The 19,346-nt window shown below is 67.6% G+C and carries 17 protein-coding genes; 10 read left to right on the forward strand and 7 right to left on the reverse strand.

Annotation, left to right across the window (positions count from 1 at the left end):
• Positions 1 to 2 precede the first annotated feature (2 nt).
• A complete protein-coding gene (relB, locus tag K3U94_RS01415) occupies positions 3 to 926 on the reverse strand; it encodes a type II toxin-antitoxin system RelB family anti-toxin (protein WP_350355350.1) in 924 nt (307 codons plus the stop codon).
• A 145-nt stretch (positions 927 to 1,071) separates the two neighbouring features.
• Between relB and K3U94_RS01420 the strand changes: the two genes are divergently transcribed.
• From K3U94_RS01420 to K3U94_RS01450, 7 genes are all read left to right on the forward strand, one after another.
• On the forward strand, positions 1,072 to 2,283 hold the full coding sequence (locus K3U94_RS01420) for an acyl-CoA dehydrogenase family protein (protein WP_220695334.1): 1,212 nt from the start codon (positions 1,072 to 1,074) through the stop codon (positions 2,281 to 2,283).
• A complete protein-coding gene (locus tag K3U94_RS01425; RefSeq protein WP_220695335.1) occupies positions 2,280 to 3,305 on the forward strand; it encodes a phosphotransferase family protein in 1,026 nt (341 codons plus the stop codon). Before K3U94_RS01420 ends, K3U94_RS01425 begins: the two co-directional genes overlap by 4 nt.
• A gap of 28 nt (positions 3,306 to 3,333) precedes the next feature.
• Complete coding sequence (locus K3U94_RS01430) at positions 3,334 to 4,095, forward strand: SDR family NAD(P)-dependent oxidoreductase (RefSeq protein WP_220695336.1); 762 nt, start codon at positions 3,334 to 3,336, stop codon at positions 4,093 to 4,095.
• Positions 4,096 to 4,155: 60 nt separating this feature from the next.
• Entirely contained in the window at positions 4,156 to 5,241 is a 1,086-nt protein-coding gene (locus K3U94_RS01435) for a PucR family transcriptional regulator (RefSeq protein ID WP_220695337.1), read from the forward strand.
• An 80-nt stretch (positions 5,242 to 5,321) separates the two neighbouring features.
• Positions 5,322 to 5,888 carry a nuclear transport factor 2 family protein gene (locus tag K3U94_RS01440; RefSeq protein WP_220695338.1) on the forward strand — a complete coding sequence of 189 codons (567 nt, stop codon included), beginning with the start codon at positions 5,322 to 5,324 and terminating at the stop codon, positions 5,886 to 5,888.
• A complete protein-coding gene (gene casI / locus K3U94_RS01445) occupies positions 5,878 to 7,539 on the forward strand; it encodes a steroid-22-oyl-CoA synthetase (protein WP_220695339.1) in 1,662 nt (553 codons plus the stop codon). The genes K3U94_RS01440 and casI overlap by 11 nt, the downstream gene beginning before the upstream one ends.
• 5 nt (positions 7,540 to 7,544) lie before the next feature.
• Entirely contained in the window at positions 7,545 to 8,678 is a 1,134-nt protein-coding gene (locus K3U94_RS01450; protein ID WP_220695340.1) for a 3-ketosteroid-9-alpha-monooxygenase, oxygenase component, read from the forward strand.
• Positions 8,679 to 8,683: 5 nt separating this feature from the next.
• Here K3U94_RS01450 and K3U94_RS01455 read toward each other — a convergent pair whose 3' ends face one another.
• Positions 8,684 to 10,375, reverse strand: coding sequence for a CocE/NonD family hydrolase (locus tag K3U94_RS01455; RefSeq protein WP_434084896.1), 1,692 nt, complete (start codon positions 10,373 to 10,375; stop codon positions 8,684 to 8,686).
• Positions 10,376 to 10,450: 75 nt separating this feature from the next.
• Here K3U94_RS01455 and K3U94_RS01460 point away from each other — a divergent pair, with 75 nt between their 5' ends.
• Complete coding sequence (locus K3U94_RS01460) at positions 10,451 to 11,101, forward strand: TetR/AcrR family transcriptional regulator (protein WP_220695341.1); 651 nt, start codon at positions 10,451 to 10,453, stop codon at positions 11,099 to 11,101.
• Between the two features lie 12 nt (positions 11,102 to 11,113).
• Here the strand turns inward: K3U94_RS01460 and K3U94_RS01465 are convergent, their stop codons facing one another.
• On the reverse strand, positions 11,114 to 12,343 hold the full coding sequence (locus K3U94_RS01465; protein ID WP_220695342.1) for a DNA polymerase domain-containing protein: 1,230 nt from the start codon (positions 12,341 to 12,343) through the stop codon (positions 11,114 to 11,116).
• Positions 12,344 to 12,410: 67 nt separating this feature from the next.
• Between K3U94_RS01465 and fadD2 the strand changes: the two genes are divergently transcribed.
• Positions 12,411 to 14,081, forward strand: a complete 1,671-nt coding sequence (gene fadD2 / locus K3U94_RS01470) for a long-chain-fatty-acid--CoA ligase FadD2 (protein WP_220695343.1) — start codon at positions 12,411 to 12,413, stop codon at positions 14,079 to 14,081.
• A 109-nt stretch (positions 14,082 to 14,190) separates the two neighbouring features.
• Here fadD2 and K3U94_RS01475 read toward each other — a convergent pair whose 3' ends face one another.
• From K3U94_RS01475 to K3U94_RS01490, 4 genes are all read right to left on the reverse strand, one after another.
• Positions 14,191 to 14,700 (reverse strand): DinB family protein, encoded by a 510-nt coding sequence (locus K3U94_RS01475; protein ID WP_220695344.1) that lies wholly within the window; start codon positions 14,698 to 14,700, stop codon positions 14,191 to 14,193.
• Positions 14,701 to 14,828: 128 nt separating this feature from the next.
• Positions 14,829 to 17,027 carry an acyl-CoA dehydrogenase family protein gene (locus K3U94_RS01480; protein WP_220695345.1) on the reverse strand — a complete coding sequence of 733 codons (2,199 nt, stop codon included), beginning with the start codon at positions 17,025 to 17,027 and terminating at the stop codon, positions 14,829 to 14,831.
• Between the two features lie 33 nt (positions 17,028 to 17,060).
• Positions 17,061 to 18,017 carry a 2-hydroxyacid dehydrogenase gene (locus tag K3U94_RS01485; RefSeq protein WP_220695346.1) on the reverse strand — a complete coding sequence of 319 codons (957 nt, stop codon included), beginning with the start codon at positions 18,015 to 18,017 and terminating at the stop codon, positions 17,061 to 17,063.
• A gap of 2 nt (positions 18,018 to 18,019) precedes the next feature.
• Entirely contained in the window at positions 18,020 to 18,673 is a 654-nt protein-coding gene (locus K3U94_RS01490; RefSeq protein ID WP_220695347.1) for a TetR/AcrR family transcriptional regulator, read from the reverse strand.
• A gap of 78 nt (positions 18,674 to 18,751) precedes the next feature.
• Here K3U94_RS01490 and K3U94_RS01495 point away from each other — a divergent pair, with 78 nt between their 5' ends.
• Positions 18,752 to 19,327: a VOC family protein gene (locus K3U94_RS01495; RefSeq protein WP_047320437.1), complete on the forward strand. Its 576-nt coding sequence runs from the start codon at positions 18,752 to 18,754 to the stop codon at positions 19,325 to 19,327.
• Positions 19,328 to 19,346: the final 19 nt, after the last annotated feature.

Raw genomic sequence — 19,346 nt, forward strand, 5'->3', positions numbered from 1 at the left:
GGTCACATTCTGCCGTCGGGTGCCGGTGGCGGTGAACCCAGTCCGGGACCGCGGGGCTTGCTGAGTAGCGAGACCGCGAAATCGGCGTAGGTGCGTGCGGTTTCCTCGGGCGTGGCGGGGCCGTCGGCGTTGAACCACTGCGGCAGCGAGGTGCACATCGTGGTGATGGCGCGTCCCGCGATCCGGCGGTCCAGCACATCGGCGACGTCGACATCGCGTTCCCGCGCGGCGCGGTCGATGCCGGCGTCGAGGGTGTGCTGCAGTTGATTTCGCGAGTCGGCGATACGTTGCCGGTTCGTCGCGGTAAGGCTGCGCATCTCGCTGGCACCGATGAAGGCCAGCTTCTGGCGGTGCGTGTGGAACAGGGCCAAGGCTTCGACGACCAGCCGCACCTCGTGCAGGCCGGTCGCCGCTTCGGCACGGGCCGCGTTGACCCGCCAGTGCAGTTCGGTCATGGTCAGGTCCAGTATCGCGACCAACAGCGTCTGCTTATCCGGGTAGTGGTGGTAGATCCCGGGCACGCTCATGCCTGCGCGCGCCGAGATATCTCGCATGGTGCTGCCGTGGTAGCCGGTTTCGACGAAGGCGTCGATGGCTGCCGCCAAGACGCTGTCTAGGGCCAGGGGTGGAAACCGTCGCCAGTCGCGGTGACCGGAGTCGGCAACGTCGGCCGGCGCGTCCTCCGGGATGGGTGCCGGTGGACTGACGGTGCCCGCCAAGATCTGGGCCGGCGTGACGCCCAGCGCCGCGGCACACTCGTGGAGACGTGACACCGAGATCCCGGTCTTGCCGTTTTCGATCGCGCTCACGGTGGCCGGGCTTACCCGCAGGGATCGCGCAAGCTCTCGGACTGTCAGCCCCCGGGCCCGACGGGCGGCGCGGATAGCGGTGCCGCACTGCGGTGAATCCGTCACGGTCACCTCCACTTTTGTTCAGTAATCCTGAACAATACCGGAGGGAAAGTCGGCGGTACACCGTCGATTTTGACGGCAAATGGTCTGTTGTGTCACAGTCCGTAGTGTTCGGGCCGAGTGATCGGTCGGTCAATGCCGAGTGTGGTGATGGGGTGACATGGCGATCGAGTTGAGCTACTCGCCGGAAGTGTCGGCGCTCGTCGACAAGACGCGAGCTTTCATCGATGACGTGGTTCTGCCGGTGGAGGACCGCTTCGGTGGGGACATCGCCGCCGCGGGCGGGGACGCTGCGGTGAAGGAACTGCAGGCGGCGGCGCGAGAGGCAGGCGTGTTCGCGCCGCACGCGCCCGTCGAATACGGCGGACTGGGCTTGAACATGTCCGACCGGGCGCCGGTGTTCGAGGCCGCCGGCTATTCACTGTTCGGACCGGCCGCGGTGAACATCGCCGCCCCCGATGAGGGCAACGTGCATCTGCTGGCGGAGGTGGCCAGCCCCGAGCAGAAGGCTCGCTACCTCGCGCCGCTGGCAGCCGGCGACGTGCGATCCGCGTTCGCGATGACCGAGCCCGGGCCGGGTGCGGGCTCGGATCCGTCCGCGCTGACGACCAAGGCCGAACGCCGGTCGGGGGATTGGTACATCTCCGGCCACAAGTGGTACATCACCGGTGCCGACGGCGCCGGATTCTTCATCGTCATGGCCCGCACCTCCGGGGAAGCAGGTCAGCGCGGCGGCGCCACCATGTTCCTGGTCCCCGCCGACACCGCGGGTCTGACCGTCGGCCGACACATCTCGACCCTGGACCGGTCCATGGTGGGCGGCCACTGTGAGGTGTTCTTCGACGAGGTTCGGGTTCCCGACGAAGCGGTGCTCGGCGAGGTGGACCGCGGCTTCGAATACGCCCAGGTGCGTCTCGGGCCCGCGCGCATGACGCACGTCATGCGCTGGCTCGGCGCCGCGCGTCGTGGACACGACACCGCGCTGTCGCACGTCGTGCAGCGCCAGGCATTCGGATCGGCGCTGGCCGATCTGGGCATGATCCAAAATATGGTGGCCGACAACGAAATCGACATCGCGGCTACCCGGGCGCTGCTGGTGCGCGCATGCTGGGAACTGGATCAGGGCGGCAATGCCGGCGACGCGACGTCGATCGCCAAGACCTTCGCCGCCGAGGCGATCTTCCGGATCGTCGACCGCAGCGTGCAGATGTGCGGTGCGCTGGGCGTCACCGAAGACCTGCCCCCGGCGCGGCTCTCCCGCGAGGTGCGTCCGTTCCGGGTTTACGACGGGCCCTCGGAGGTGCACCGCTGGGCCATCGCCAAGCGGCGAGTCGGGGCGGCGCGGCGAGCGCTCAAGGACGCCGCGCAGTGACGGTCGAAGCTCTGGATCCGGTTGCCCTGCGGCAATATCTCATCGCCCACGACGTTCCGGTTCAGGGTGAACTCACCGTCGAACTGATCGCCGGTGGCCGGTCGAATCTCACCTTCAAAGTCAGCGACGAGTCGTCGGCCTGGGTGGTGCGCCGCCCTCCGCTCGGCGGCCTTACCCCGTCGGCTCACGATGTGGGCCGCGAATTCGTGGTCACAGACAAGCTCTACGGCACCGGTGTTCCGATCGCGCGACCCGTGGCGCTCGACGCCGACGGCACGGTCTGCGGTGCGCCCTTGACCGTGACGGAGTTCGTGACCGGCCGGGTCTATCGCCACAAGGACGATCTGGACACCCTGTCGGATGCGGAACTGGCGGCCAACGCCGCGGCGCTGGTGCGGGTTCTGGTGGATCTGCACGCCGTCGACTACCGTGCTGTCGGGCTCGAATCCTTCGGCAGGCCAGACGGATTCCTGGAACGCCAGGTGCGCCTGTGGGCCCGCCAGTGGGAACTGGTCAAGACGCCGGGGAACGACGACGCGCTGTCTGACGATGTCACGAAGCTGGCCGCGGCACTGGCCGACGCCATCCCGCAGACATCGCAGCCCTCGGTGGTGCACGGCGACTTCCGCATCGACAACACCATCTGCGATCCAGAGCGGGCGGACGTCATCCGGGCCGTGGTGGACTGGGAGCTGTCCACCCTCGGCGACCCGCTTACCGATATCGCGCTGATGTGTGTCTACCGGTCACCGGCATTCGACCTGGTGTTCGGCCACCCCGCCGCGTGGACCAGTTCACGTCTGCCGTCGGCCGACGCCCTGGCCGAGGAATACGCCCGGCTGTCCGGCCGGGATCTGAGCGACTGGAACTTCTACCTGGCGCTGGCGAACTTCAAGATCGGGGTGATCGCCGAAGGAATCACCCACCGAGCTCAGCACGGCGCCAAAGACGTGCAGAATGCCGGCGAAGCGGCGCAGGCGGCGCCGGAGTTCATCGCCGCGGCGCGAAATGCGTTGAAGTGACAGTGAAAAGTCGAGAAAGGTGACTCGGGTGAGCGTACTGGACAAGTTCCGCATGGACGGCAAGGTCGTCGTGGTGACCGGGGCGTCCTCAGGCCTCGGCGTGTATTTCGCCCGGGCCTTCGCCGAGGCCGGTGCGGACGTCGTGCTGGCGGCGCGGCGGGTGGAGAAGCTCGCGGAGGCGGCCGATCTCGTGACGGCTGCCGGACGCGCAGCCCTGCCGGTGGCGACCGATGTCGCCGACCCGGCGGCGTCGACCAGAATGGTCGAGGCCGCCATCGAGCGATTCGGTCGGGTCGATGTGTTGGTCAACAACGCCGGCATCGGTACCGCGCACCCGGCCACCCGGGAAACCCCCGAGCAGTTCCGGGAGGTCATCGACATCAACCTCAACGGGGCCTACTGGGCGGCACAGGCTTGCGGACGGGTGATGGAGCCGGGTTCGTCGATCGTCAACATCTCCAGCGTCCTGGGCCTGACCACGGCCGGGTTGCCGCAGGCGGCGTACGCCGCCAGCAAGGCAGGACTGATCGGTCTGACCCGCGACTTGGCTCAGCAGTGGGGGAGCCGAAAAGGTATCCGGGTCAACGCGATCGCGCCCGGCTTCTTCCAGTCCGAGATGACCGATCAGTACCGCCCGGGCTACCTGGACAGCGTCGCTCATCGAATCGTGTTGGGCCGGATGGGCGACCCGGAAGATCTCGCAGCCTCGGTCCTGTGGCTCGCCTCGGATGCCGGTGGCTACGTCACCGGCCAGACCATCGCGGTCGACGGCGGCTTCACGATCAACTAAAGCCACCCGAGGTTGCCGTGGCGAGGCTACGGCCACACGGATCCGCGATAGCCTCGGCTGATGGATCCCGAGCCGATCCGGCTGTCCCAGCTGGATTCCGGTGCCGATGCGGTGCTGCGGGTCGTCGCGTATTTCGACGCACTGGTCGAGTCGAGCGCCGACGCCGAGACGGTGATCCGGTCGGCCGAGTCGGTCGCGCAGTGCCCGGTGTCCGTGCGATGGATCTCGGCGACCGAGCCGGAGGTCCGGCTGGAACGCGCGGGCAGCGCAGGGCATCCGCTCGATGAGGTCTTCCTGGACCGGGTGCGTCACGCGCTGCGCATGGCGGCATCGCGGGCGGGAGCCGCTGTCCGGCTGGGCGACCCGGCGCTGTTAGAACTGGTGTTGTCCGACAACGAATTACCGGCGGAGCGAGCCCGCGCGATCCGGCTGTTGGGTCTCGATGAGTCCCGTGAGGTTCGGGTGCTGGCAGTCTCGGCGGGCTCTCCTGCCGAGGCGTTGCGCGTCGTCGTGCGCGAACTGGGCGACCAACCGGTCCGCTCGGTCACGATCGGCGCCGACACGGCGCTGCTGTGTTACAGCTCCGAGGACGCCCGGACACTGTCGGACCGGCTGGATGCGGCCATCGTCGCGGCCTTTCCGCCACCCCCGCCCGCGCAGGCGTGCCGCGGGCCGTGGGTCGGGATCGGCGCCAAGACCTCCGTGTTCGATGCGGCGGCATCCTGGCGGCAGGCGCAACGGGGACTGCGGTTCGCTTCGTCCACGCATTACGGCCGTCGGGCGGTCGCCTACGAACGCCTCAGCGTGCTGGAGCTGCTCGCCGAGCTGCCGCTGGAGCAGGTGCTGCGACACCACGATGTGGCGCGCATCAACGCGATTGCGGCCAAACCGTCCGGCGCGCACGACATCGACACCACCGAGGCGTTCTGCGTGCTGGGGTCGCTGCGCCGCACCGCCGCCCAGTTGCACCTGCACCACAGCACGGTGGCGGCGCGCATCGCCCACGTCGAGTCGGCGATGGGCTGGGATCTGGCCGACCCGATCGATCGGTTCACGGCGACCCTGGTGCTCTTCGTGCGTCGTATCGCGCTCTCGTCGGCCGAGCTTTCCGCCACCGAACCGACAAACGTCGGGAAGATTCGGTGATTAAGCAGACGTATGGCGGCTGACCAACGTCGGCGGTTGCGGTGATGATGATCACCACCTGACACGAAGGAGTGAGAACCGTGGCCGTCATCGATCCCAGCCGGACCTGGGCCCCCCTGGAGAAGCGGTTGGCCGAAACCACCAATGCGCGGCACCGGGCCGCGCTCGAAGTGGTGATCGAGCACATGAAGGGGGAGGCTTCGCCGGATCTCGACCAGGTGATGGGGACGCTGAGCGCCGAGCCGGACTACCACTTCTGGATGGCCGGTCAGGACGTCGGTCCGAAGACCACCGACGGGGTGCGCACCTACTACACGAACTTCATGGCGACCCGCACCAACGTGCTGGAGTTCGCCATCGACCGGCTGGTCGTCGACGACGACTGCGTGGTGACCGAGGGAGACATGAAGCAGCTGTACCCGGGCGCCCTGGCGACCGCCATTCTCGGGGTGGAAGTCGACGATCCCGACGCCGACTACCTGGTGGTGTACCGGCAGGTGCTGCTGTGGCCGCTCGATGCCAGCGGCAAGATCGTCGGCGAGGACTCCTACTTCGCCGGCGTGCGCAGCGTGACCCCGGTGGCCCGCGAAGACCTTCCGCAGCAGTACATCGATCTCGTTCACGCGCCAGCGGCGAATGCCCACTGACATCGCGGGGATGCTGCTCGACCGCCTCGGCGACCAGCATCTGGGGCTGCGCACCCGGCAACGGGATTGGACTTGGGATGACGTGGTGCGCGAGTCCGCTGCGCGTGCCGCGTTGGCGTCGTCGTTGCGCCGGGACGGACCGTTTCACATCGGCGTGCTGCTGGATAACGTCCCAGATTTCGTGTTCTGGCTCGGCGCCGGCGCGCTGGCCGGCGGGGTCATCGTCGGGATCAACCCCACCCGCGGTGATGCCGAGATGGCTGCGGAGATCCGCCACGCGGACTGCCAGCTGATCGTCACCGACACCGCCGGAATGGACCGGCTGCGCGGCCTGGACCACGGCCTGGACCCCGAGCGCTTCCTGGTGATCGACCAGCCCGGCTACGCCGCCCTGGTCGAGGAACACCGGGTGGAGCCGGCCGCCGCCCCGGGAGTGGGGCCGGGATCGCTGCTGCTGCTGCTGTTCACCTCCGGCACCACCGGCGCCTCCAAGGCGGTCAAGTGCAGTCAGGGCCGGCTGGTCCGGATCGCCGAGATGGCCACCACCAAATTCGGCCACGTGCGTTCCGACGTCGACTACTGCTGCATGCCGCTGTTTCACGGCAACGCGATCATGGCGCTGTGGGCGCCTGCGCTGGCCAACGGGGCGACGATCTGCCTGACGCCGAAGTTCTCCGCATCGCAGTTCCTGCCCGACGTGCGCTACTTCGGTGCGACGTTCTTCACCTACGTGGGCAAGGCGCTGGGCTACCTGTTGGCCACCACCGAACAGCCCGACGACGCCGACAACGCTCTGGTCCGCGGCTTCGGGACCGAGGCGTCGCCGCAGGACCAGGCGGAGTTCCTCCGTCGGTTCGGCGCGGTGCTGCACGAGGGCTACGGCTCCAGCGAGGGCGGCAACGCGGCGATACCCGACCCGGCGGCACCGCCCGGCGCGCTGGGCCGTCCGGCGCACGCGGGCATCGCCATCGTCGACCCGCAGACCCGTGCCGAGTGCGCCACGGCCATCCTCGACGAACACGGCCGGGTGTCGAACGCCGACGACGCGGTCGGCGAGATCGTCGACCGGACCGGGGCCCGCGACTTCGAGGGCTACTACAAGAACGACGCCGCGGATTCGGAGAAGATCCGCGACGGCTGGTACTGGACCGGCGACCTGGGCTACCGCGACGAGGCCGGCTTCCTGTACTTCGCCGGCCGCCGCGGCGACTGGATCCGGGTCGACGGGGAGAACACCTCCGCGCTGACCATCGAGCAGGTACTGCGCCGGCATCCGCTGATCATCAGCGCCGGCGTCTACGCGGTGCCCGACCCCCGCTCCGGCGACCAGGTGATGGGCGCTGTCGAGGTCGCCGACCCCGACAGCTTCGACGCGGCGGCCTTCGCCGAGTATCTGGCCGCCCAGCCCGACCTGGGCCGCAAGGGCTTCCCACGATTTCTGCGGGTCTCGGCCGGCCTGCCGGTCACCGGCTCGAACAAAGTGCTCAAACGGGAACTGCAGGCGCAGCGCTGGCACACGTGCGAACCGGTATACCGCTGGGTCGGACGGGGTACCCCCGAGTACACCCGCATGACCGACGACGACAAGCGTGCACTGGACGCCGAGTTCACGTCCTACGGCCGGCAAAGCTACCTGCGAGGTGAAGGGTAGAGACGATGAGCGACTGCGCGATCCGCGAGTTGGACCACGGCACGCCGAAGACCCGGTATGCCCGGGGTTGGCACTGCCTGGGGCTGGCCGAAACCTTCCGGGACGGTAAGCCGCACGGCATCAACGCCTTTGGCACCCGGCTCGTGGCATTCGCCGACTCCAGCGGCGACGTGCATGTGCTGGACGCCTACTGCCGGCACATGGGCGCCGACCTGTCCCGAGGCACCATCAAGGGCGACACCCTGGCGTGTCCGTTCCACGACTGGCGGTGGCAGGGCTCAACCGGTCGGTGCGCGCAGGTGCCCTACGCCAAGCGGCCGCCACGGATAGCGCGCACCCGACGCTGGCCCACCTGCGAGGTCAACGGCCAACTGCTGATGTGGCACGACCCGGAGGGTTCGACGCCGCCGCCGGAGCTGACCCCGCCGCAGATCGAAGGCATGGATGCCGGCAGGTGGTCACCGTGGCAATGGGATTCGGTCCTGATCGACGGCGCCAACTGCCGAGAGATCATCGACAACGTCGTCGACATGGCGCACTTCTTCTACATCCACCACTCATATCCGACCTACTTCAAAAACGTGATCGAGGGTCCTCACGCCAGCCAGTACATGGAGAGCAAGGTCCGGCCGGACTCTCCGGGGGCCGACAAACTGTGGGAGGGCACCTACCTGCGCTCCGAGGCGACCTACTTCGGGCCGGCTTACATGATCAACTGGCTGCACAACGACCTCGCGCCGGACTTCACCGCCGAGATCGCGCTGATCAACTGCCACTACCCGGTCACGCAGGACTCCTTCATGCTGCAGTGGGGTGTCGCCGTCCAGCAGATGCCGAACCTACCGGCGGAGAAGGCCACCAAACTCGCCGCGGCGATGAGCCGCTCGTTCGGGGCGGGATTCCTGGAGGACGTCGAGATCTGGCGGCACAAGGCGCCCGTGGAGAACCCGCTGCTCACCGAAGAGGACGGCCCGGTGTACCAGCTGCGCCGGTGGTACGAGCAGTTCTACGTCGACGCCGCGGCCGTCACCCCGGACATGACCGACCGGTTCGAAGTGGAGATCGACACCACCCACGCGTTCGGTCACTGGGAGGCCGAAGTCGCCGCGAACCTGGCCGCCAATGTCGTGGTTCCCTGAAGGACTCACAGCGCTGGTATGGCGGGGATTTCGAGGACGGAAGGTCGGCCCGGTGCCCAGCTGATGGTTGCCTTTCCTGATCCGCTGGGTTCGTAGTGGGTGGGGAAGTGGCCGAAGAAGGGGCTTCGGGGCTCTAGGTAGCGGCCGGCGATCATGAGGCGCAGCGTGTCGCCGGCGTGGAAGAGCGTGGCGGAAGAGCTCAGGGGAATCAGCACTTCCATCACCTCGTCGTCGTGGACCGGCTGCAGCGTTGCGAAGGTGTGCTCGGGCTGGTGCGGTTTGCTCAGCACGGGTTCGAGTTCGCGCAGAGCGAGGCGCAACCGGCCCTGTGCGACGCGGTCGCGGCCGTAACCGTAGGACCCCTCGAACGGAGTGGGTGCACCGCGTGACCACTTCTCGATCCCGACGAAGATCCGTGGATCTTTCGCGCCGGTCGTTGCGATGTGCAGCGCAAGCGTCATCGGACCGCTCAGCTCGGTATCCCGCTCAAAGCGATAGTCGAACACGGCGGCATTGCGTTTCAGGTCGAATGTGACGCTGCCCTCGGCTGCGCCGACCTCGGTCAGCAGACCGCCGCCGGAGAGATGGAGTTGGCGCCAGTGGGTGCGCGCCAGGGGCCATTCCTGTTCGTCTCGTACCTCGGTGACGTGGTCGAGCCGATCGCGGATCTCGAGTCGAATGCGGGGTAGTCGGGGGACGTCGCGCTCGCGTAGATGCCGATCGAAGAAGGCCAGCTGATGGCGCAGGGCGTCCTCCGAATAGAAGGTGGCCCATTTGGGCCCACGGTGTGTGTAGGCGTGCCGGTCTGGCGAACTGACACGCTGGAAGGCACGCATTGACCCCACGCTGTGCAGGTTGGCGTCGGAGAAGCTGGTGCATTCGAGTATCGGGACGGTGATCTTCGACAGGTTGGGGGTGATCGCTTCCCACCAGGCATCCCGTAGCGGGTGCTTGCGGCGTTCGGCCGCGAGATTGCTCTCCAGACGGGCTACCCGGCCGGAGAGCGCCAGCCAGATGCGGGCGAAGCCGTTCTCCACGACGCCCCCGGGCGTGAAGAAGTCGCGGTAGGCGTCGGTGAACCCCTCCCAAGGGCAAATCGCTTTCAAAGCAGGCGGGTTGAGGGCGGCGACCTTGTATTGCGACAGTGCGAGGTAAGACACGCCGAGCATTCCGATCCGTCCCGTGGACCACGGCTGCGCGGCCGCCCATGCGATGACCTGGGCGATGTCGTCGGCTTCCTGATCGGAGAAGAGGTTGCCGCGTCCTCCTGAGCGGCCGCCGCCGCGGGTGTCCAGGTTGATGACCGCATAACCGCGCTGTGCCCACCAGGCGGGATCGGGCGCCTCCCAGCTGGTCTGATCTGAGATCCGTAGTGGCGCTGTCTGATTCATGACTCGGAACTGCGGGTTCAGCGACCATCGCCCTCGCTTGCGCTTCGCGACCCCATCTTTGCCGTACGGGTGCGCCGACATGATCACCGGGAACGGGCCTTCGACGTCGGCAGGCAGAAACAGGTTCAAGCGCAGCGTGACCCCGTCGCGCATCCGCACCGGCACGTCTGCCTGCTTCGTGACATTCGGCGGCATCGGATACACGGTCACCGGCGGACGGAGCGCTCCCGCCAACCGACGGCGGGCGTACGCGGCCCGCCCCGGGCGTTTCCAGGGTTTGTCCAGCGTGCTGTTGGCCACGGACACCCCTCCCTCGATGAATTAGAATCGCATTCTAATGAAGTTGATCGCCACTCTAGAACGTGCGATAGGCTGCTGTCCATGACTGCGGAGAAAACTCAGGCGAGTTTCCAGAGTCGCCAGAAGAAGGTCGGCGAGGCCCTGCGACGCGACACCCGCAACAGGCTCCTGCAAGCTGCGGAGGCTGAATTCCCCGCCCACGGCTACTGCGGCACTACCGTCACCAAGCTCGCCGCCGCGGCGGGGGTGTCCGTCCAGACCCTCTACCTCGCCTGGGGAAGCAAACGCGAACTGCTACGGGGGTACATGGAACGCCTCCTCGCCGGGCCGGCCGACTCACCCGAGGACGCGGATCGGTTCGAGGGGATGGCGCCGCATGAACGTCTGGCCGAACTGGCGGACCTCGTCGCGGAGATCGCCGACCGTGCCGCTGTCGGGTGGCGGCTCTACCGCGACGCCGCCGCCGTCGACACCGAGATTGCCGAGGACTGGAGCGAACTTCAACTCCTACGCCACCGGCGGTTCATGCGGGTGATCAGCGACATTCCGGTCGACGCGCTCGCCGAGGGCCTCACGCACAAGACCGCCGCCGACACCGCCTGGGCAATCGCGAGCCCCGAAAGCTACGACCTTCTGGTGAACCGCCGGGGCTACTCACTCGCCGATTTCCGGGACTGGATGAAGCGGACGCTCAACGCCGCGATCCTGCGTTCGCACCCGGCCGCGCCGTAGCGGATCGAGACACTAGCTCGGACGGTTGTTCCAGGGGCTGTAGTCGGAGATCAACTCCTCCTGGGGTGGGCGCTGCGCCTCTTCGACGTGCTGCAGGTTGATCCGGACCCGGTACCAGATCGAACTCGGACCGCGCATGCCGTCGAGCAGAACGTCCTCCGGCGCCAGCTGTTTCGCCGCTGTAGCGTGCCGCTGTCGCCAGACATCCAAGGCAGCCATCGCCTCGTCGCGCGTCTTGGTGCGGGCGATCTCGATCAGTGGCAGCGGTGACGTGCGACGACCGTCGACGCTTTTACGCGCGCCGCGCGGCGCCTTCTCCGCCGGGCCCTGCGCTTCGGCCAGTTCCAGCAGCGACTCCAACCCGCCGGCGGTGTCGTTCATGCCTGCCCAGGGGTCGCCGATCTGCGCGAAGCGGTCCGGCACGGTGTCCAGCGTGAACGACGCCGGGTCGGCGTCGATAACCTCGTCCCAATGCAACGGCGTCGACACCCGGGCGTCAGCGGTGGCCCGCACCGAGTACGCCGAGGCGACCGTGCGGTCCTTGGCGTTCTGGTTGAAGTCCACGAAGACGCCGTGCCGCTCCTCTTTCCACCACCGGCTGGTGGCCAACTGCGGTGCGCGCCGCTCGATCTCGCGGGCCACCGCCTGTGCCGCCAGCCGCACCTGACCGAACTCCCACCGCGGTGCGATCCGTGCGTAGATGTGCATGCCGCGCGAGCCGGACGTCTTCGGCCAGGCGGTCAGCCCGTGATCGGCCAGTACGTCGCGGGCCAGCAGTGTCACCTCGACGATCTCCGGCCAGCCGACTCCCGGCATCGGATCGAGGTCGACCCGCAGCTCGTCGGGATGCTCAAGGTCGCCGGCGAGCACCGGGTGCGGGTTGAGGTCCACACAGCCCAGGTTGATCACCCAGGCCAGCCCGGCCGCGTCGTCGACGACGACCTCGTGCGCCGACCGGCCCGACGCGTAGCGCAGCTCGGCGACCGAGACCCAATCCGGGCGGTTGGCTGGTGCCCGCTTCTGGAAGATGGCCTCGGCGCCGATGCCGTCGACGAAGCGTTTGAGGATCATCGGCCGGCCGGCCACCCCGCGCAGCGCGCCGTCGGCCACCGACAGGTAGTAGCGAATCAGCTCGATCTTGGTCCGGGGGGTGGAGCCTGGTCCACCTGGGAACACCACCTTGTTCGGGTGGGTGACCACCACCCGGTGTCCCGCAACCTCCAGCGACATCCCGCCGGCCATGAGGTCATGTTAATGAGAGGCCGCCATCCGCCGCCCGACGGCGATCTGCGTCACATAAGGTTGTCCCATGGCTAAGCTCACTGACCTGCCCAGCCAGGCTGTAAACAAGCTCGGTCGCTATCTCGAACGTGGTGGCGCCGAGTTGCATTATCTGCGCAAGATCCTGGAGTCCGGTGCGCTGAAGCTGGAGTCCCCTCGGGTCATCGCCAGTGCACTTGCTGACGGAGCGCGCTGGGGCGAGCTGGGGATGATTCCGGCGCTCAATGCCCGTCGTAACCCGAACGGCATCGCCGTGATCGACGACGAAGGCAGCATCACGTTCAAAGAACTGGACGACGCCGTCAACGCGGTGGCCAACGGTCTGCTCGCGATGGGTGTGCGTGGCGGTGACGGGGTGGCGATCCTGGCTCGCAACCATCGCTGGTTCCTGATCGCCAACTACGGCTGCGCCCGAGTCGGCGCCCGGCTGATCCTGCTGAACAGCGAATTCTCCGGTCCGCAGATCAAGGACGTCTCCGAACGCGAAGGCGCCAAGCTGATCATCTACGACGACGAGTACACCGCCGCCGTGGCGCAGGCCGAACCGACGCTGGGCAAGTTGCGGGCCCTGGGCGTCAACCCGGACACCGACGAACCGTCGGGAAGCACCGACGAGACCTTGGCGCAGCTGATTGCGCGCAGCAGCAAGGCGCCGGCACCCAAGATCACCAAGCACGCCTCGATCATCATCCTGACGTCCGGCACCACCGGTACCCCCAAGGGCGCCAACCGCAGCACGCCGCCCACGTTGGCGCCGATCGGCGGCATCCTGTCGCACGTCCCGTTCCGGGCCGGCGAAGTGACGTCATTGCCGTCGCCGATGTTCCACGCGCTGGGCTATCTGCACGGCACCCTGGCCATGTTCTTCGGCTCGACGCTGGTGCTGCGGCGCCGCTTCAAGCCGGCCACCGTGCTGGATGACCTGGAAAAGCACAAGGTGACCGGTATGGTCGTCGTCCCGGTCATGCTGTCCCGGATCCTCGACCAGCTGGAGAAGACCAGCCCCAAGCCGGACCTGTCGAACCTGCGGATCGTTTTCGTCTCCGGGTCGCAGCTCGGCGCCGAACTGGCGACGCGGGCACTGAAGGACCTGGGGCCGGTCATCTACAACATGTACGGCTCCACCGAGGTCGCCTTTGCCACCATCGCCGGCCCCGCCGACCTGCAGCACAACGCTGCGACGGTGGGACCGGTGGTCAAGGGCGTCAAGGTCAAGATCCTCGACGACAACGGCAACGAAGTGCCGCAGGGCGAGGTCGGGCGGATCTTCGTCGGCAACTTCTTCCCGTTCGAGGGCTACACCGGTGGCGGCGGCAAGCAGATCATCGACGGCCTGCTGTCCTCGGGCGACGTCGGCTACTTCGACGAGCGCGGGCTGCTCTACGTGTCCGGTCGCGACGACGAGATGATCGTCTCCGGCGGCGAGAACGTCTTCCCGGCTGAGGTCGAGGACCTGATCAGCGGGCACCCCGAGGTGATCGAGGCGACCGCGTTGGGTGTCGAGGACAAGGAGTGGGGCGCCCGGCTGCGGGCCTTCGTAGTGCGCAAGGAAGGCTCCAGCGTCGACGAGGAGACCATCAAGGTCTACGTGAAGGAGCACCTGGCCCGCTACAAGGTGCCGCGCGAAGTGGTCTTTCTCGACGAGCTGCCGCGTAACCCCACCGGCAAGATCCTCAAGCGCGAACTCCGCGACCTGTAGGGCGCGGCCTTTAGCGCGAGCTGGGGGTACCTCCCGCTTGCGGGGGAGCGTGTCCCCTGCGCGACACTCCGTACCGCGACCGGGATTACGCACGCTCGCGAGCGGGTTTTCAGTCGAAACCCGTTGCGCTGTCAAGCTGTTCGCGCAAAATATCGATCTGCCCGCAGTGTCGGGCGGTCTCCTCGATCAGGTGCACGTAGATCCAGCGCAGGGAAACCTGGCCGATGCGGCGATGTGAGACCGTGTGATCCAGCGGAAACTGCGCGGCGATCCGCCGGGACTCCTCGCACTGTCGGCGATACTCTGCGACCAGCACGGGCAGTGAGTCGTCGTCGGACAGTTCGAACTCCCGCTCGCGGTCGTGCGGGCGCCGGTTGTCGTCGCGGCGTTCTTGCAGTAGCTGGTCGAACCAGCCGTACTCCACCCAACGCAGGTGCTTGACCAGCCCGCCCACTGTCGTTGCCGAGGAAACGAGATGCCGGCCGGCGTCGGCATCCGAGAGTCCGGATACCTTGCGCACCACGATGTCCCGGTAGTCGTCGAGGAACGCCTCCAGGGTCTCGCGTTCTCCGGCGGTTGCCATTCCGCGGCGACCGGGAGGTGGCGGAGCTTCGGCCATGGCGGCGACGCTAGCAGGGGTTCTTCCCCCTGCGAGCGTGCGTGACTCCGGGACGCACCCGGCGTGTCGGGCCGGGGACACGCACGCTCGCGCAAGCGGGAGGTACCCCGAGCTCGCGCAATTACGGGCTACGGGTCGCGGGGCAGGCCGAGCAGACGCTCGGCGATGATGTTGAGCTGGACCTCCGAGGTGCCGCCGTAGATGGTGGTGGCGCGGCTCATCAACAGGTATTCGGCCCACTTGCCGGGCAGCTGCTCACGGTCGCCGATCGCGGCATCACCGGCGAACGTGCCCACCGCGAACTCGGCGTAGCCCTGTCCGGTGCGCATCGACAGCAGCTTGGACACTGCCGCCGCCGGCATCGGGTCGAGGCCCGCCAGTGTCAGCAGCGTCGAGCGCAGGTTGAGCAGCTTGGCGGCGTGTCCTTCAGCGATCAGCTGACCGGCCCGGCGCTGTTCGCCTCCGTCGAACTGGCCGTCCCGGATGAACTCGACGAACCCGTCGAGGCTGGCCAGGAACGGCATCTCGGAACCGCCGATCGACACCCGCTCGGCGGTCAGTGTGTTGCGGCTGACCTCCCAGCCCCGGTTCACCTCGCCGAGCACCAACTCGTCCGGGATGAACACGTCGTCGATGAACACGGTGTTGAACATCGCCCCGCCGGTGAGTTCACGCAACGGGCTGACCGTCACGCCTTCGCTCTTCATGTCCAGCAGGAAGTAAGTGATGCCATCATGTTTGGGCGCGGAGCTGTCCGTGCGCGCCAGCAGGGCTCCCCACGAGGAGAACTGCGCGGCCGACGTCCAGATCTTCTGTCCGCTGATCCGCCAGCCGCCGTCGACCTTGGTCGCCTTGGTGGTCAGGCTGGCCAGGTCTGAACCGGCGCCCGGCTCGGAAAACAGTTGGCACCAGATCAATTCGCCGCGGAACGTGGCGGGGAGGAAACGCTGCTTCTGCTCCTCGGTGCCAAACGCCACGATCGACGGGATGAGCCACGCGGCGATACCCATCGCCTGGCGACGCACCCGGCCGGTGGAAAACTCCTGCTCGATGATGATCTGCTCGATCGGCTCGGCGGCCCGCCCCCACGGCTTCGGCAGGTAGGGCAGCACCCAGCCGCCCTCGGCGATCGCGATCGTGCGCTCGTCGTGCGGCATGGCCTTGAGTGCGGCGACCTCGGCCCTGATCTCGGCCCGCAGCTTCTCGGTGTCGGGGTCCAGGTCGATGTCGATCTTGCGCATCCCACCGGCGGTGGCGGTGTCGACGACCTGCTGGGGGTACGCGGAGCGGGAGCCGAAGGAGGCGGCCAATATCAGCGCCCGCCGGTAGTACACACCCGCGTCGTGCTCCCAGGTGAAGCCGATTCCACCGTGCACCTGGATGCAGTCCTGGGTGCAGTGCTGCGCGGCGCTCGGCGCCAGGGTGGCCGCCACGGCAGTCGCGAACTCCACCGTCGAACCCGCAGCGTCCCAGCCGTTTTCATTCGCCTCATCGACAGCGCGGGCGGCATCCCACACCGCAGCGGTGGCCCGCTCGGTATCGGCGATCATCTCCGCGCACTTGTGCTTGATGGCCTGGAACTGGCCGATCGGTCGGCCGAACTGCTCGCGGATCTTGGCGTAGTCCGCCGCGGTGTCGGTGGCCCAGCGGGCCACCCCGACCGCCTCTGCGGACAGCAGCGTCGAGATCAGCGCGTGCGCGCGCGCCGACGAGAGGTTACGCAGGACCGCGATGTCGTCGACCTCGACGCCGGCGGCGCGCACATGGGCGATGGGGCGCAGCGGGTCGACGCTGGCCACCGGCTCGATCTCGAGCTGGTCGGCGCGCAGCACCACCCAGACCTCGTCGCTGTCGACCGCCACGGGCAGCACCAGCAACGACGCCTGAGCGGCGGCCGCGACCGCACGCGCCTCGCCGTGGATCACCAATCCCGTCCCCTGGGCGGTGGCGGTCAGCCCCGGGTTGAGCGTGTAGCTGGCGATCACCGCTCCGCTGGCCAGCCCGCTGAGCTCGGCGGCGGCCGGATTGTTCGCCGCGATCAGGGCGCTGGCGATCGCCGACGGCACGAATGGTCCGGGCACCGCGCCGTAGCCGAACTCGGCCAGCACCACCGCCAATTCCAGGATTCCGAAACCCTGCCCGCCGACTTCCTCGGCCAGATGCACACCCGCCAAGCCCTGCTCGGCGGCGGCCCGCCAATACGGCGGCGGGTTCTCGATCGGGGAGTCCATCGCCGCGTGCAGCAGCTCGGACGGCACGGCCCGTGACACGAAGGACCGCACGGAGTCGGCGAGGTCCTGATGCTCAGAAGTGATTGCTATCGGCATTGATACGCCTTTCGGTGTGTACGTGAAGTGAATCTAACAACTAGTCGGTTGGTTGACTACGTGGGTCAGGGGCTGCCCGTCGCGCAGTCGGCGGCAGTTGTCGACAGCCGCAGCCAGATAGCGCCGCATGGTGTCGGCGGTGTACCAGCTGACGTGCGGGGTCAGCACCACGTTCTCCAACCCGAGCAGCGGGTTGTCCGCGGTCACCGGTTCGACGGCGAACACGTCGAGGCCGGCCCCGGCCAGCCGCCCGCCGCTCAGCGCCTCGGCCAGCGCGGCTTCGTCGACGATCGGTCCGCGTGCGGTGTTGACCAACACCGCATCGGGTTTCATGCGCTCCAGGGCGGCCCGGTCGATCAATCCCTCGGTCGCGTCGGTCAGCGGAACGTGTAGCGAGACGATGTCGGCTGCGGCGAGCAGTTCGGGCAGGGGCCGCCAACCGGGCGTGCCGTCGTCGCGGGTGCTGGTATGCAGCACCTGCGCGCCCATGGCCGCCACGATCCCGGCCACCCGTTGAGCGATGCTGCCGAAGCCGACCAGGCCGACGGTACAGCCGCCGATGTCGCGGCAGCGCTCGCCAAGATCGGGATCGGTCGGCCAACCGCGTACCTCACGGGTCGCGCGGTCCAGCGGCAGCAGCCGGCGCAGCACGGCGAGCATCAGCAGCACGGTGCCCTCGGCGACCGAGGCGGCATTGGCACCGGGCATATTGGCCACCGCGATGCCGCGCTGTGTCGCGACGTCGACGTCGATGGTGTTGATGCCGACGCCGAACTTGTGCACCAGCCGCAGTGCAGGCCCGCTCCGCAGATCGTCACCCGAGAGCGGTCGCAGCACGTGCCACAGCACCTCGGCGTCGGCCAGTTCGCGGTGGAAGGTGGCGTCGTCGTCGGCGGCGCACCAGCGGATGTCGAGCCAATCCGACTCGGGTGCAACGAATTCCTCGACCTTCGGTCCGGGAATGAAGTGCGCCAGGACTCTCAACGCCATGCTCAGGAATTCTCCTCGGTGTAGATGGCCCGGTAGAACACGTTGGCCAGCGTGCGAATACACGCTGCGTCGTCGGGTCCGTCGTCGTCGCGGGGCGTGGCGAGCTGGACATAGCAGAACTGGTTGAGCATCGAGACGATCGCCACCGCCAGCAACGCCGGGTCGTCGTTGGTGCAGTAGCCCTCGGCTTGGGCGCGCTTCACCGTTTCAGTGATGTGGCCGACCGGAACCGCGCAGATCTCCGCCCAGTACCGGGCGAAGTCGTCGTTGACCATCGCCAGTTGGGAGACACCGACCATCTCGGCCAGCCGGTTGCGGTAGGTGTGCCAATGTGCGGCAGTGGCCTGCTCGATCCGTTCGCGGTTGGTCATCCCGTGCCGCACCACGGCGGATGCTCGCTCGCCGGCCTCATCGCGGAATCGCAGCGCCCATTCGGCGACCATGGCCTCTTTGGAGTCGTAGTAGTTGTAGAACGACGCGGCCGATCGGCCGGCCTCGGCCGCAATGTCGGCGATGGTGGTCGCCAGAACTCCCTTGCGGGCGATCACCGCGCGGGCGGCTGCGTCGATCGCGGCCTGGGTGCGTCGACCCCGGTGGGTGGGCAACGGGTCGCGGTGGCCGGGCTGCTCGGGGCTGGTCGACACCGGAACACACATCCTGTCTCGGTCGGGCTGGATCAAATCTGAATCTGATGTTAGATTCAGATTCGGATCTTGACCAGAGGAGTGTCCGCAATGATCAAGCCGCACGGTGTCAACACCGAATTCGAAATCAGCGGGATCAACCACGTAGCGATGGTGTGCTCCGACATGGAACGCACCGTCGACTTCTACAGCAATACCTTGGGCATGCCCCTGATCAAGTCGCTCGACCTGCCCGCGGGTATCGGTCAGCATTTTTTCTTCGATGCCGGTAACGGGGACTGCGTGGCCTTCTTCTGGTTCCGCGACGCCCCGGATCGGGTGCCCGGGATCTCCTCACCGGCCGCCATCCCCGGCATCGGCGAGATCACCAGTGCGGTGAGCACGCTCAACCACCTGGCCTTCCACGTCCCGGCGGACAAGTTCGACGCCTACCGCCAGCGACTGAAAGAGAAGGGCGTGCGGGTCGGCCCGGTCCTCAACCACGACGAGTCCGAGTGGCAGGCGAGCCCGACATTGCACCCGGGGGTGTATGTCCGCTCGTTCTACTTCCAGGACCCCGACGGAATCACGCTGGAATTCGCTTGCTGGACCAAGGAATTCACCGGCGACGAAGAGCACGTCACGCCCAAGACCGCAGCCGACCGGCGGGTCCCGGCCAACACCTAGACCCGGCGCGGTATCGGCG

The organism is Mycolicibacter heraklionensis (assembly GCF_019645815.1).
Lineage (GTDB): Bacteria > Actinomycetota > Actinomycetes > Mycobacteriales > Mycobacteriaceae > Mycobacterium > Mycobacterium heraklionense.